The 13286-nt window shown below is 64.3% G+C and carries 23 protein-coding genes; all 23 read right to left on the reverse strand.

The genetic code is table 11. The features are described from left to right. Positions 1-105: 105 nt before the first annotated feature. The 23 genes from rplO to fusA all read right to left on the reverse strand — a co-directional run bounded on the left by rplO (position 106) and on the right by fusA (position 13250). Positions 106-585, reverse strand: a complete 480-nt coding sequence (rplO, locus tag AC1RMY_RS17285; protein WP_492866566.1) for a 50S ribosomal protein L15 — start codon at positions 583-585, stop codon at positions 106-108. A gap of 13 nt (positions 586-598) precedes the next feature. After that, a complete protein-coding gene (gene rpmD / locus AC1RMY_RS17290) occupies positions 599-793 on the reverse strand; it encodes a 50S ribosomal protein L30 (RefSeq protein WP_327527003.1) in 195 nt (64 codons plus the stop codon). Between the two features lie 10 nt (positions 794-803). Continuing rightward, entirely contained in the window at positions 804-1367 is a 564-nt protein-coding gene (rpsE, locus tag AC1RMY_RS17295) for a 30S ribosomal protein S5 (protein WP_327527002.1), read from the reverse strand. A 153-nt stretch (positions 1368-1520) separates the two neighbouring features. Further along, positions 1521-1883 carry a 50S ribosomal protein L18 gene (gene rplR, locus AC1RMY_RS17300; RefSeq protein ID WP_492866569.1) on the reverse strand — a complete coding sequence of 121 codons (363 nt, stop codon included), beginning with the start codon at positions 1881-1883 and terminating at the stop codon, positions 1521-1523. A 5-nt stretch (positions 1884-1888) separates the two neighbouring features. Then, positions 1889-2422 (reverse strand): 50S ribosomal protein L6, encoded by a 534-nt coding sequence (gene rplF, locus AC1RMY_RS17305; protein WP_492866570.1) that lies wholly within the window; start codon positions 2420-2422, stop codon positions 1889-1891. 33 nt (positions 2423-2455) lie between these two features. Next, positions 2456-2854: a 30S ribosomal protein S8 gene (gene rpsH / locus AC1RMY_RS17310; protein ID WP_056714496.1), complete on the reverse strand. Its 399-nt coding sequence runs from the start codon at positions 2852-2854 to the stop codon at positions 2456-2458. Positions 2855-2866: 12 nt separating this feature from the next. Further along, positions 2867-3172 carry a 30S ribosomal protein S14 gene (gene rpsN / locus AC1RMY_RS17315; protein ID WP_327526999.1) on the reverse strand — a complete coding sequence of 102 codons (306 nt, stop codon included), beginning with the start codon at positions 3170-3172 and terminating at the stop codon, positions 2867-2869. A gap of 36 nt (positions 3173-3208) precedes the next feature. After that, positions 3209-3775: a 50S ribosomal protein L5 gene (gene rplE, locus AC1RMY_RS17320; RefSeq protein ID WP_492866573.1), complete on the reverse strand. Its 567-nt coding sequence runs from the start codon at positions 3773-3775 to the stop codon at positions 3209-3211. Then, positions 3768-4085 carry a 50S ribosomal protein L24 gene (gene rplX, locus AC1RMY_RS17325; RefSeq protein WP_043237098.1) on the reverse strand — a complete coding sequence of 106 codons (318 nt, stop codon included), beginning with the start codon at positions 4083-4085 and terminating at the stop codon, positions 3768-3770. The genes rplE and rplX overlap by 8 nt, the downstream gene beginning before the upstream one ends. Then, the gene (rplN, locus tag AC1RMY_RS17330; protein ID WP_054144259.1) at positions 4085-4453 is read right to left on the reverse strand and encodes a 50S ribosomal protein L14; all 369 of its coding nucleotides are present in this window, start codon (positions 4451-4453) and stop codon (positions 4085-4087) included. The genes rplX and rplN overlap by 1 nt, the downstream gene beginning before the upstream one ends. Positions 4454-4663: 210 nt before the next feature. Continuing rightward, complete coding sequence (rpsQ, locus tag AC1RMY_RS17335; protein WP_492866575.1) at positions 4664-4906, reverse strand: 30S ribosomal protein S17; 243 nt, start codon at positions 4904-4906, stop codon at positions 4664-4666. A gap of 11 nt (positions 4907-4917) precedes the next feature. Beyond that, the gene (gene rpmC / locus AC1RMY_RS17340) at positions 4918-5130 is read right to left on the reverse strand and encodes a 50S ribosomal protein L29 (RefSeq protein WP_492866576.1); all 213 of its coding nucleotides are present in this window, start codon (positions 5128-5130) and stop codon (positions 4918-4920) included. Between the two features lie 11 nt (positions 5131-5141). Continuing rightward, entirely contained in the window at positions 5142-5555 is a 414-nt protein-coding gene (rplP, locus tag AC1RMY_RS17345; protein WP_492866578.1) for a 50S ribosomal protein L16, read from the reverse strand. A gap of 18 nt (positions 5556-5573) precedes the next feature. Continuing rightward, positions 5574-6287 (reverse strand): 30S ribosomal protein S3, encoded by a 714-nt coding sequence (gene rpsC, locus AC1RMY_RS17350; protein ID WP_492866580.1) that lies wholly within the window; start codon positions 6285-6287, stop codon positions 5574-5576. 10 nt (positions 6288-6297) lie between these two features. Beyond that, positions 6298-6681: a 50S ribosomal protein L22 gene (gene rplV / locus AC1RMY_RS17355; RefSeq protein WP_492866582.1), complete on the reverse strand. Its 384-nt coding sequence runs from the start codon at positions 6679-6681 to the stop codon at positions 6298-6300. 3 nt (positions 6682-6684) lie between these two features. Next, positions 6685-6963, reverse strand: coding sequence for a 30S ribosomal protein S19 (gene rpsS / locus AC1RMY_RS17360; protein WP_492866584.1), 279 nt, complete (start codon positions 6961-6963; stop codon positions 6685-6687). An 8-nt stretch (positions 6964-6971) separates the two neighbouring features. Further along, positions 6972-7814, reverse strand: coding sequence for a 50S ribosomal protein L2 (rplB, locus tag AC1RMY_RS17365; protein ID WP_492866585.1), 843 nt, complete (start codon positions 7812-7814; stop codon positions 6972-6974). A gap of 15 nt (positions 7815-7829) precedes the next feature. Beyond that, a complete protein-coding gene (locus AC1RMY_RS17370) occupies positions 7830-8138 on the reverse strand; it encodes a 50S ribosomal protein L23 (protein ID WP_492866587.1) in 309 nt (102 codons plus the stop codon). Then, the gene (gene rplD / locus AC1RMY_RS17375) at positions 8135-8755 is read right to left on the reverse strand and encodes a 50S ribosomal protein L4 (RefSeq protein ID WP_492866589.1); all 621 of its coding nucleotides are present in this window, start codon (positions 8753-8755) and stop codon (positions 8135-8137) included. Before rplD ends, AC1RMY_RS17370 begins: the two co-directional genes overlap by 4 nt. Continuing rightward, positions 8755-9480 (reverse strand): 50S ribosomal protein L3, encoded by a 726-nt coding sequence (gene rplC / locus AC1RMY_RS17380; protein ID WP_492866591.1) that lies wholly within the window; start codon positions 9478-9480, stop codon positions 8755-8757. The genes rplD and rplC overlap by 1 nt, the downstream gene beginning before the upstream one ends. 74 nt (positions 9481-9554) lie before the next feature. Beyond that, entirely contained in the window at positions 9555-9863 is a 309-nt protein-coding gene (rpsJ, locus tag AC1RMY_RS17385) for a 30S ribosomal protein S10 (protein WP_043237115.1), read from the reverse strand. 67 nt (positions 9864-9930) lie between these two features. Further along, the gene (gene tuf, locus AC1RMY_RS17390) at positions 9931-11121 is read right to left on the reverse strand and encodes an elongation factor Tu (protein ID WP_492866593.1); all 1191 of its coding nucleotides are present in this window, start codon (positions 11119-11121) and stop codon (positions 9931-9933) included. 53 nt (positions 11122-11174) lie between these two features. After that, positions 11175-13250 carry an elongation factor G gene (gene fusA / locus AC1RMY_RS17395; protein ID WP_492866595.1) on the reverse strand — a complete coding sequence of 692 codons (2076 nt, stop codon included), beginning with the start codon at positions 13248-13250 and terminating at the stop codon, positions 11175-11177. Between the last annotated feature and the right edge of the window lie 36 nt (positions 13251-13286).

Below are 13286 nucleotides of genomic sequence, written 5' to 3' on the forward strand. Positions count from 1 at the left end.
AAGCAAAGCGTTTTTATCTGGAAGCTGAATCCGTCTCTCACTGAAGATCGAGAGCAGGACTCATGCGGAAAACCGGTACCCACTTTTCCGCGTCCTGCTCGCGGCTCACGCCTGTGAAGCGGCAGCCGCCAGGATCTTCACAGAACCGCCGGCCTTCTCGATCGCCTCGACCGCCGACTTGGACGCGCCGAACACCTCGAAGGCGAGCTTGGTCTTGAGTTCGCCCACGCCGAGGATCTTCACGCCGTCCTTGGCCTGACGGGTGATCACGCCGGCGGCGACGAGTGCCTCGATCGTGACCACGCCCTTGGCGTCCAGCTTGCCGGCTTCCACCGCCTGCTGGATGCGGCCGAGATTGACCTCGTTCAGATCCTTGGCGAAGAGGTTGTTGAAGCCGCGCTTCGGCAGGCGCCGATACAGCGGCATCTGGCCGCCTTCGAAGCCCTTGACCGCGACGCCGGCACGGGCCTTCTGACCCTTGACGCCACGACCACCGGTCTTGCCCTTGCCCGAGCCGATGCCCCGGCCGACGCGGATGCGCGACTTGTGCGCGCCTTCGTTGTCACGGATGTCGTTGAGTTTCATCGAACGATACCCCTCACTTCGCGTCGACGACGCGCACGAGGTGCTTGACCTTGTCGATCATGCCCCGCACGGACGGCGTGTCGACCAGGGTCGACTGCCGGCGAATCTTGTTGAGGCCGAGACCGATCAGGGTCTGGCGCTGCGACGCCTCGCGGCGGATCGGGGAGCCGATCTGCTCGACGACGACGGTCTTTTCAGCTTTTGCCATGATCGAGCCCTCACGCTTCGGCCGCAGCATCCGCGCCGGCATCGCGGCGGCGCGTCTGCAGGGCAGAGACCTTGAGGTTGCGGCGCGCGGCGACACCGCGCGGGCTGTCCTCGTTCTTCAGGGCGTCGAAGGTGGCGCGAACCAGGTTGTACGGGTTCGACGAGCCGAGCGACTTCGACACCACGTCCTGCATGCCGACCGCCTCGAAGACGGCGCGCATCGGACCGCCGGCGATGATGCCGGTACCGGCCGGGGCGGCGCGCAGCACGACCTTGCCGGCGCCGTGGCGGCCAGCGACGTCGTGATGCAGGGTGCGGCCCTCGCGCAGCGGGATGCGGACCAGGCCCCGCTTGGCGGCTTCCGTCGCCTTGCGGATGGCCTCGGGAACTTCACGGGCCTTGCCGTGGCCGAAGCCGACGCGGCCCTTCTGGTCGCCGACGACGACGAGCGCAGCGAAGCCGAAGCGACGCCCGCCCTTCACCACCTTGGCGACGCGGTTGATGTGGACCAGACGGTCCACGAATTCGGAATCGCGCTCTTCGCGATCCTGACGGTCACGCGGCTCTCTCGCCATTGTCTTTCCTCTTACTTGCGCAGCGACGGGATCGATGTCCCGTGCCGCTCGCTCGAGCGTTCCTGATGGAACGACGTCTCTTCAAAGATTAAGTCCCGGCCCCTGCCCCGGCGCCTTTCGGCGTCGAGGGAAGGAAAACCGGGTTGGTCGAAATCAGAAGTTCAGGCCGCCTTCGCGGGCTGCTTCCGCCAGCGCCTTGACGCGGCCGTGATACATGTAGGACCCGCGGTCGAAGACCACGTCCTTCACGCCGGCCTTGGCGGCACGCTCCGCGATGAGCTTGCCGATCGCCGAAGCGGCCTCGACATTCGCGCCCGACTTGATGTCGGCGCGGATGTCCTTGTCCAGCGTCGAGGCCGAAGCGAGGGTCACGCCCTTCGCGTCGTCGATGACCTGAGCATAGATCTGCTTGCCGGTGCGGTGCACCGACAAGCGGGCGCGGCCATTGGCGACAGCCTTGATCGCGCGGCGAACGCGGGCCTTGCGGCGCGCAGTGTTTTCGGTCTGCTTGCTCATGGCGCTTACTTCTTCTTCCCTTCCTTGCGGAAGATGAATTCGCCGGCGTACTTGACGCCCTTGCCCTTGTAAGGCTCGGGCCCGCGATATTCGCGGATCTCGGCAGCGGTCTGGCCGACCACCTGCTTGTCGATGCCGGTGATGACGATTTCGGTCGGCTTCGGCGTGACGATCGCGACACCTTCCGGGATCGCGTAGTCGATGTCGTGGCTATAGCCGAGCGACAGCTTCAGCACCTTGCCCGCGACGGCGGCCTTGTAGCCGACGCCGTTGATCTCGAGCTTCTTCTCGAAGCCGGTCGTGGTGCCGACGACGAGGTTGTTGATGCGGGCGCGAGAGGTGCCCCAGAGCGAGCGGGCACGCTTGCTCTGCGAACGCGGCTGGACCGCGATCGCGCCGTCCTCCATGACGACCGAGACATCGTCGGGCACGGTGAAGGAGAGTTCCCCCTTCGCGCCCTTGATCTTGACGAGCTGGCCGGCGACGTTGGCGGTGACGCCAGCGGGGACCGGAACAGGCTTCTTACCGATACGAGACATTGGATTTCTCCTGAAAACGAGCGGCGCGGAAGGTCAGAAGACCTTGCAAAGCACTTCGCCGCCCACGTTCTGCTCGCGGGCAAGATGATCGGGCATCACACCCTTCGGGGTCGAGATGATCGTCACGCCGAGGCCATCGGCCACGCGCGGCATCGTCTCCACCGAAGAATAGACGCGGCGGCCGGGCTTCGACACACGCGAGATCGACCGGATGACCGGCTGCCCCTCGTGGTACTTCAGCTCGATGTCGAACTCGGTCCGGCCATTGCCGAACTCGGTCTGGGTGTAGCCGCGGATGTAGCCCTCGGACTGAAGCACGTCGAGCACGCGGGCCCGGAGCTTCGAACCAGGGGTCGAAACGCGCGATTTGCGACGCATCTGCGCATTGCGGATGCGGGTCAGCATATCTCCAAGCGGATCAATGATCGCCATGATGCGTACTCCTCACCAGCTCGACTTGACGAGGCCGGGAACCAGCCCCTTGTTGCCAAGCTCGCGCAACGCAACGCGCGACATCTTCAGCTTGCGATAGAAGGCGCGCGGACGGCCCGTCACCTCGCAGCGGTTGCGCACCCGGGTCGGAGCCGAATTGCGCGGCAGTTCGGCCAGCTTGAGGCGAGCGAGGAACCGCTCGTCCATGGACTGGCTTTCGTCGTTAGCGATCGCGAGAAGCCGCGCGCGCCGACCCGCGAATTTCTTCACGAGGGCCTTGCGGTGATTGTTGTTCTCGACGGAGCTTTTCTTAGCCATCGATCTCTCCTGGTTTCCGCGTATGAACGCTGAGGTTCACTGCCGGAACGGGAAGTTGAAGTGCTTGAGCAGAGCGCGTGCCTCGTCGTCCGACTTCGCAGTCGTGCAGACGATCACGTCCATGCCCCAGACCTGGTCGACCTTGTCGTAGTTGATCTCGGGGAACACGATGTGCTCCTTGATCCCGAGCGCGAAATTGCCGCGCCCGTCGAAGGACTTCGGGTTGAGACCCCGGAAGTCGCGAACACGCGGCAGGGCGATGGTGACGAGCCGGTCGACGAACTCGAACATCTTGGTCTTGCGCAGCGTGACCTTGCAGCCGACCGCCATGTTCTCGCGCAGCTTGAAGCCGGCGATGGCGAGACGGGACTTGGTGATGACCGGCTTCTGGCCGGCGATCAGGGCGAGGTCGCCGGCCGCGTTGTCGACCTTCTTGCGGTCCGCGGTCGCTTCGCCAACGCCCATGTTGATGACGACCTTCTCGATGGTCGGCACTTCCATGACGTTCTTGTAGCCGAACTCGGCGATCATCGCCGGACGGACGACGTCCTCGTAATGCTTCTTCATGCGCGGCGTGAGGGCCGCCTGCTGATTCTCAGCCATCGATCAGATCCCCCGAACGCTTGGCGAAACGGACCTTGCGGCCATCATCCAGGACCTTGAAGCCGACGCGGGTCGGCTTGCCGTCCTTGGGATCGGCCACGGCGAGGTTCGACAGATCGATGGTGGCTTCCTTGGAGATGATGCCGCCCTCGGACTGAGCCGAAGCCTTGGTGTGCTTCTTGACGAGGTTGACGCCACGCACCACGGCGCGGGCATCCTTCGGCAGGACCTGGAGCACTTCGCCGGCCTTGCCCTTGTCACGGCCGGCCAGCACGACGACCTTGTCGCCCTTCTTGATCTTCGCAGCCATCACAGCACCTCTGGCGCAAGCGAGATGATCTTCATGTGGTTCTTGGCGCGCAGCTCGCGCGGAACCGGTCCGAAGATACGGGTGCCGACAGGCTCTTTCTGGTTGTTGATCAGCACGGCCGCATTGCGGTCGAAGCGGATCACCGAGCCGTCAGCGCGCTTGACGTCCTTGGCGGTGCGAACGACGACCGCCTTCATGACGTCGCCCTTCTTCACGCGACCGCGCGGAATGGCTTCCTTAATCGAAACGACGATGATGTCGCCAATGCGGGCATAGCGCCGCTTCGACCCGCCGAGAACCTTGATGCACATCACGCGACGGGCGCCGGAATTATCCGCGACCTCGAGATTCGTCTGCACCTGGATCATGGCCTTGATCCTTCCAGTGTGTATCAGCGCGGTTTCCCGAAAGCATCAGCGCCTCCGGGACTACGACTGACGGGGGTCGATCGCCCCCTGGCCTCAAAACAAAGCACGATCCGCAAAAGTGGCGCCCACTCTTGCGGCGTAACATGCCCGACTTTCTACCTCGCCCGCCCCCCTGCGTCCGATTGATTCGGACGCGGGAAGCACGTTGACTTACGCCTTGGGGGCGCCGTCGAGCAAAACCCAGCTTTTCAGCTTGGAAATGGGCTTGGACTCCTCGATCCAGACCGTGTCTCCGACCTTGACCACCTGCGCCTCGTCATGGGCGTGATAGTTCTTGGTACGGCGAACCGTCTTCTTGAGGAGTGGGTGCGTATAGCGCCGCTCGACCTTGACCACAACAGTTTTGTTCTGCTTGTCGCTGACGACGACGCCCTGCAGCACGCGCTTCGGCATTGTCTAACTCCTCAGGCGCTCGCCGCCACGGTCTTAGACCGCTGCAGCGTCTTGATGCGGGCGATGTCCTTGCGGACTTCGGTCACGCGGGCGGTGTTCTCGAGCTGGCCGGTGGCCTTCTGAAAGCGCAGGTTGAACTGCTCCTTCTTGAGCTTCAGGAGTTCGTCCTGAAGCAGGTCCACGCTCATGGCCTTCAGGTCGGACAGGCGTTGCAAAGCTTTCATCTCGTCCTCCCTTACTCGGCAATGCGCTGGATGAAGCGCGTCTTGATCGGCAGCTTGGCCGCGCCGAGGCGCATGGCCTCGCGGGCGATATCCTCGGGCACGCCGTCGATCTCGAACATGATCCGGCCCGGCTTGACCTTGGCTGCCCAGAATTCAGGCGCGCCCTTGCCCTTGCCCATGCGGACTTCGGTCGGCTTCTTCGACACCGGCACGTCCGGGAACACGCGGATCCAGACGCGGCCGGCGCGCTTCATCGCGCGGGTGATCGCGCGGCGGGCCGCCTCGATCTGCCGGGCGGTGATGCGCTCGGGAGCCTGAGCCTTCAGGCCGAACTGCCCGAAGTTCAGCTCCGTGCCGCCCTTCGCGACGCCGGAGATGCGTCCCTTGAACTGCTTGCGGAACTTGGTTCTTTTCGGTTGCAACATGGCTCTTCTCGATCAGCCTTACGCAGCCTGCTCGCGACGATCGCGACGCTCACCAGAGCGGCCGCCTTCGTCCGAGAGACGCTTGTCCTGGGCCATCGGGTCATGTTCGAGGATCTCGCCCTTGAAGATCCAGACCTTGATGCCGCACGTGCCGTAGGTGGTGAAGGCGGTGCCGACACCATAATCCACATCGGCGCGCAGCGTGTGCAGCGGCACGCGACCTTCGCGATACCACTCGAGGCGCGCGATCTCAGCCCCGCCGAGACGGCCGGAGCAGTTGATGCGGATGCCCTCGGCGCCCAGACGCATGGCCGACTGAACGGCCCGCTTCATGGCGCGGCGGAACGCGACGCGGCGCTCGAGCTGCTGCGCGATCGAGTCGGCGACGAGCGTCGCGTCGATCTCCGGCTTGCGCACCTCGACGATGTTGATCGTAACATCGGCCTTGGTGAGCTTCATCACCGTCTTGCGCAGCTTCTCGATATCGGCGCCCTTCTTGCCGATCACCACGCCCGGACGAGCCGAGTGGATGGTGACGCGGCACTTCTTGTGCGGGCGCTCGATGATGATCTTGGAGATCGCGGCCTGCTTCAGCAGCTTCATCAGGGCGGCGCGGATCGCCATGTCCTCATGGAGCAGCTTGCCGTACTCGCCCTTCTGCGCGAACCAGCGCGAATCCCAAGTACGATTGATGCCGAGGCGAAGCCCGATCGGATTGATTTTCTGACCCATCGTTCCCTCCTCAGGCTTTCGCGGCCTGGACTTCGCGCACGATGATCGTGATGTTCGCGAACGGCTTCATGATGCGGGCGCCACGGCCGCGGGCGCGGGCGTGGAAGCGCTTCATCACGAGCGCCTTGCCGACGAAGGCCTGGGCCACGACGAGATCGTCGACGTCGAGATCATGGTTGTTCTCGGCGTTGGCGATCGCGCTCTGAAGGCACTTGCGCACGTCGAGCGAGATTCGCTTGCGCGAGAACTCGAGATCGGCGAGCGCGGTGGCGACCTTCTTGCCCCGGATGAGCTGGGCGACGAGGTTGAGCTTCTGCGGCGAGACGCGAAGATTGCGGGCGACCGCAACGGCTTCGTTCTCAGGCAGCGCACGGGGTGCTGATGCTTTGCCCATGGCTTACTTCCTCTTCGCCTTCTTGTCGGCGGCGTGGCCGTGGAAGGTGCGCGTCGGCGAGAACTCGCCGAACTTGTGGCCCACCATCTCCTCGGAGACGTTCACCGGCACATGCTTGTGGCCGTTGTAGACGCCGAACGTCAGACCGACGAACTGCGGCAGGATCGTGGAGCGACGGCTCCAGATCTTGATGACTTCCTGCCGGCTCGCCGTACGGGCGACCTCGGCCTTTTTCAGAAGGTATCCGTCGACAAACGGACCTTTCCAAAGCGAACGCGCCATGACGGACCTCAGTTCTTCTTCTTGCGGGCGTGACGGCTCGACACGATGAACGTATCGGTCCGCTTGTTCGAGCGGGTCTTCTTGCCCTTGGTCGGCAGACCCCAGGGCGTGACCGGATGACGGCCGCCCGAGGTGCGGCCTTCGCCGCCGCCATGGGGATGGTCGACCGGGTTCATCGAGACGCCGCGGTTGTGCGGGCGACGGCCGAGCCAGCGCGAGCGACCCGCCTTGCCGTCGTTCCGGTTCATGTGATCCGGGTTCGAGACGGCGCCGACGGTAGCGTAGCACAGGCCCGAGATCAGGCGCTGCTCGCCCGAGTTCAGGCGGACGATGACATAGCCCTGGTCGCGACCGACGATCTGGGCGTAGTTGCCGGCCGAGCGGGCCAGCGCGCCGCCCTTGCCGATCTTCAGCTCGACATTGTGGACGATCGTGCCGATCGGCAGCGTGCCCATCGGGGCCGCGTTGCCGGGCTTCACGTCGACCGACGGGCCGGAGACGACGGTGTCGCCGACGGCCAGGCGCTGCGGGGCCAGGATGTAGGCCTGCTCGCCGTCCTGATACTTGATCAGGGCGATGAACGCCGTGCGGTTCGGGTCATACTCGAGCCGTTCCACGACGGCAGGGATGCCATCCTTGCCGCGGCGCTTGAAATCGATCAGGCGCAGCGTCCGCTTGTGTCCACCGCCGCGGAAGCGGACGGTGATGCGGCCGAGATTGTTGCGGCCGCCGGAGGACGACTTGCCCTCGGTCAGCACCTTGAGCGGCTTGCCCTTGTAGAGCTCGCTGCGGTCGACGATCACGAGCTGGCGCAGGCTCGGCGTGATCGGCTTGAAGCTTTTCAAAGCCATGATGACGATCTTTCCTTACAGGCCCGTGGTCACGTCGATGGAGTGACCTTCCTCGAGGGTCACGACCGCCTTCTTGACGTCCGCGCGCTGGCCGAGCCGGCCGCGGAAGACCTTCATCTTGCCTTCGGTGACGAGCGTGTTGACGCTCTTCACCTTGACATCGAACAGCTTCTCGATCGCTGCCTTGATCTGCGGCTTGGTCGCAGTCTTGGCGACCTTGAAGACGACCTTGTTGTGCTCGGAGAGCATGGTCGCCTTTTCGGTGATCACCGGGCCACGAATGACGTCGTAGTGGCGCGGGTCCAGATTCTTCGCCGTGCTCATGTGAAGCGCGCCTCCAGCGCATCGACAGCCGCGCGGGTCAGGACAAGCTTGTCGCGACGCAGGATGTCATAAACGTTGATGCCCTGGATCGGCAGGACGTCGACATTCGGGATCGAACGTGCCGCCAGGCCGAAATTCGTGTCGATCTCGGCGCCGCCGATCACCAGCGCGCTGGACAGGTCCAGCTTGCCGAAATGGCCGAGCAGAACCTTGGTCTTCGGCTCGGACAGCTTGGCGTCATCGATGATGATGATGCCGCCGGTCTTGGCCTTGGACGAAAGCGCATGGCGCAGGGCGAGCGCACGGACCTTCTTGGGCAGATCGTGAGCGTGGTCGCGCACGATCGGACCGAAGGCCTTGCCGCCGCCGCGGAACTGCGGAGCCGAAGCCGCACCGTGACGAGCGCCGCCGGTGCCCTTCTGCTTGTAGATCTTCTTGCGGGTGCGGTCGACTTCCGACCGGCCCTTCGACTTGTGCGTGCCGGCGCGGCGCTTGGCGAGCTGGTAGCGCACCATGCGGGCCAGAATGTCGGCGCGCGGCTCGAGGCCGAAGATCGCGTCCGACAGCTCGACCGAACCGGCCGAGCCACCTTCAAGGGTGGTGATATCGAGCTTCATCACGCGTTCTCCTCAGCCTGGGCCGCAGGAGCCTCTGCAGTCGCCTCACCGGCGGACTTGAACTTGCCAGGCAGCGGCGCATCCTTGGGGAGCGGGCGCTTGATGGCGTCACGGACATGGATCCAGCCGCCGGCGACGCCGGGAACGGCGCCCTCGACCAGGATCAGGCCGCGCTCGGCATCCGTCTGGACGACGCGCAGGTTCTGCGTGGTGACGCGCTCGGCACCGAGATGGCCGGGCATCTTCTTGTTCTTGAAGGTCTTGCCAGGGTCCTGACGGCCACCGGTCGAACCGATCGAGCGATGCGAGACCGAAACACCGTGCGTGGCGCGCAGACCGCCGAAGTTCCAGCGCTTCATGCCGCCGGCAAAACCCTTACCGGTGGTGGTGCCGCTGACATCGACGAACTGGCCGACGACGAAGTGGTCGGCGGTGAGTTCGGCGCCGACCGGGATCAGCGCGTCATCGCTGACACGGAACTCGACAACCTTGCGCTTGGGCTCGACCTTGGCGACGGCGAAATGGCCGCGCTCAGCCTTCGAGACATTCTTGACCTTGGCCAAGCCCGTCCCGAGCTGCACGGCGACATAGCCGTTCTTCTCGATCGTGCGATGAGCGACGACCTGGCAGTTATCGAGCTTCAGCACGGTGACCGGGATATGTTCGCCGGCATCGGTGAAGATGCGGGTCATCCCGACTTTCTGTGCAATCACACCGGAACGCATCGGTGCATACCTTCCTTTGGGGTCATGTCCATCCCGCCGATATGCGGGAGACAGAGGACCCGGCTAAAACAGGGTCAGAGCTTGATTTCGACGTCGACGCCGGCGGCGAGATCGAGCTTCATGAGGGCGTCGACCGTCTGCGGGGTCGGGTCGACGATGTCGAGAACCCGCTTGTGGGTCCGCATTTCGAACTGCTCGCGCGACTTCTTGTCGATGTGCGGCGAGCGGTTGACCGTGAACTTCTCGATAAGCGTCGGCAGCGGGATGGGGCCGCGGACCTGAGCGCCCGTCCTCTTTGCGGTCGACACGATCTCGCGCGTCGAAGCGTCGAGAATGCGGTGGTCGAACGCCTTGAGGCGGATCCGGATGTTCTGACCGTTCATGGTCTTATCTTCCTCGTGACGTGAAAGGGCGAAGGCCCGGCAGGGCCTGCGCCCTCACGAAAACGCGTTACGCGATGATGCTGGCGACGACGCCGGCGCCGACGGTGCGGCCGCCTTCGCGGATGGCGAAGCGCAGCTTCTCTTCCATCGCGATCGGCACGATCAGGTGCACTTCCATGGCGATGTTGTCGCCCGGCATCACCATCTCCGTGCCTTCCGGCAGGTGCACCACGCCCGTCACGTCCGTCGTGCGGAAGTAGAACTGCGGGCGATAATTGGTGAAGAACGGGGTGTGGCGACCGCCCTCCTCCTTCGTCAGGATGTAGGCCTCGGCCTTGAACTTCGTGTGCGGCTTCACCGAACCCGGCTTGCACAGGATCTGGCCGCGCTCCACGTCCTCGCGCTTGGTGCCGCGCAGCAGCGCGCCGATGTTGTCGCCGGCCTGGCCCTGGTCCAGCAGCTTGCGGAACATCTCGACGCCCGTCACCGTCGTCTTGACCGTGTCCTTCAGCCCGACGATCTCGATTTCCTCGCCGACCTTGACGATGCCGCGCTCGACGCGACCCGTCACCACCGTGCCGCGGCCCGAGATCGAGAACACGTCCTCGACCGGCATCAGGAAGGGCTGGTCGATCGGCCGCTCCGGCTGCGGGATGTACTCGTCGACCGTCTTCATCAGCGCGATCACCGCGTCATGGCCGATCGCCTTGTCGCCATTGTCCAGCGCGACCTTGGCCGAGCCCTTGGTGATCGGGATGTCGTCGCCCGGGAAGTCGTACTTCGACAGAAGCTCGCGGATCTCCATCTCGACCAGCTCGAGCAGCTCGGCGTCGTCGACGAGATCGACCTTGTTCATGAACACCACCAGCGCGGGAACGCCGACCTGGCGCGCCAGCAGGATGTGCTCGCGGGTCTGCGGCATCGGGCCGTCCGCCGCCGACACAACCAGGATCGCGCCGTCCATCTGCGCCGCGCCCGTGATCATGTTCTTCACATAGTCGGCGTGGCCGGGGCAGTCGACATGGGCGTAGTGACGCGCAGCCGTCTCGTACTCGACATGGGCCGTCGAGATCGTGATGCCGCGGGCCTTCTCCTCAGGCGCCTTGTCGATCTGGTCATACGCCGTGAACGAAGCGCCGCCCGACTCGGCCAGCACCTTCGTGATCGCAGCCGTCAGAGACGTCTTGCCATGGTCGACGTGACCAATCGTTCCGATGTTGCAATGCGGCTTCGTCCGAGCAAATTTCTCTTTGGCCATCGTAGCCTCCGTCAGTCAAATCGTTGTTTCGTTAAAGCAGGTCGGGCTGGTGATCAGGCGTACTTTGCCTGGACCTCGGCGGCCACCGCCGACGGAACCTGCTCGTAGTGGTCGAACTGCATCGTGTAGTTGGCGCGGCCCTGCGAGAACGAGCGGAGCTGGTTCACGTAGCCGAACATGTTTGCCAGCGGCACCATCGCATTGATGACGACCGCGTTGCCGCGCATGTCCTGGCCCTGGATCTGGCCGCGACGCGAGTTCAGGTCGCCGATGACCGAACCGGTATAGTCTTCCGGGGTCACGACCTCGACCTTCATGATCGGCTCGAGCAGCACGGAGCCGCCCTTCTGCAGACCTTCGCGAAGGCCGGCACGCGACGCGATTTCGAAGGCCAGAGCCGACGAATCGACCTCGTGGAAGGCGCCGTCTACCAGCGAGACCTTCACGTCCACGACCGGGAAGCCGGCGAGCACACCCGACGAGATGACCGACTGCAGGCCCTTCTCGACGCCCGGGATGTACTCCTTCGGCACCGCGCCGCCGATGATCTTCGACTCGAACTCGAAGCCCTTGCCGGTCTCGTTCGGCTCGACCACCAGCTTGACGCGGGCGAACTGCCCGGTACCGCCGGTCTGCTTCTTGTGGGTGTAGTCGATCTCGGCCTTCTTCGTGATCGTCTCGCGATAGGCGACCTGCGGCGCGCCGATATTGGCGTCGACCTTGTAGGTGCGCTTCAGGATGTCGACCTTGATGTCGAGATGCAGCTCGCCCATGCCCTTCAGGATGGTCTGGCCGCTCTCCTGGTCGGTCGAGACGCGGAACGAGGGATCCTCGTTCGCGAGCTTCGACAGGGCGAGGCCCAGCTTCTCCTGATCGGCCTTGGACTTCGGCTCGATCGCGATCGTGATGACCGGCTCGGGGAACTCCATGCGCTCCAGGATGACGGCCTGGGCCGGATCGCACAGCGTGTCGCCGGTGCGGACGTCCTTGAGGCCGGCCAGCGCGACGATGTCGCCGGCATAGGCTTCCTTGATGTCCTCGCGGTTGTTCGCGTGCATCAGCAGCATGCGGCCGACACGCTCCTTCTTGTCGCGCGTCGAGTTGATCACGCCCTGGCCCGCCTCGACCTTGCCCGAATAGACGCGGCAGAAGGTGATGGTGCCGACGAAGGGATCGTCCATGATCTTGAAGGCGAGCATGGAGAACGGATCTTCGTCCGTCGGATTACGGGTGGTCGGCTCTTCCGTCTTGAAGTCGATGCCTTCGACCGCGCCGCGATCGACCGGCGACGGCAGGAAGTCGACGACCGCGTCGAGCAGCGGCTGCACGCCCTTGTTCTTGAAGGCCGAACCGCAGAGCACGGGGTGGAAGGCGCGGCGCTGCACGGCCGTGCGGACGAGCCTGCGCAGCGTCTCGGCGTCCGGCTCGGTGCCTTCGAGATAGGCCTCCATCGCGGCGTCGTCCATCTCGACCGCGGCCTCGACAAGCTTCGAACGGTACTCGACGGCCTTGTCGGCAAGATCGGCCGGGATCTCCTGCTCGGAGAACGAAGCGCCGAGCGCCTCGCCATCCCAGACGATCGCCTTCATCTTGATGAGGTCGATCACGCCGGCGAAGTTCGACTCCGAGCCGATCGGGATCTGCAGGCACACGGGCTTGCCGGCGACACGGTCGATGATGTCCTGGACGCAGCGATAGAAATCGGCGCCGATCTTGTCCATCTTGTTGACGAAGACGACGCGCGGAACGTCGTACTTGTCGGCCTGGCGCCAGACGGTCTCGGTCTGGGGCTCGACGCCCTGGTTGCCGTCGAGCACGCAGACGGCGCCGTCGAGCACGCGCAGCGACCGCTCCACCTCGATGGTGAAGTCGACGTGGCCGGGGGTGTCGATGATGTTCAGGCGCATGTCGCGCCAAAAGCAGGTTGTCGCAGCGGAGGTGATCGTGATGCCACGCTCCTGCTCCTGCGTCATCCAGTCCATGGTCGCAGCGCCATCATGGACTTCGCCGATCTTATGCGACTTGCCCGTGTAGAACAGGATGCGCTCGGTCGTCGTCGTCTTGCCGGCATCGATGTGGGCCATGATGCCGAAGTTACGATAACGGTCGATGGGATGGGAACGGGCCATGAGAATGCTCTGTCTTTCGGAAAGTCGCGCGGACGA

Source organism: Allobosea sp. GW822-FHT03F07 (assembly GCF_058801345.1).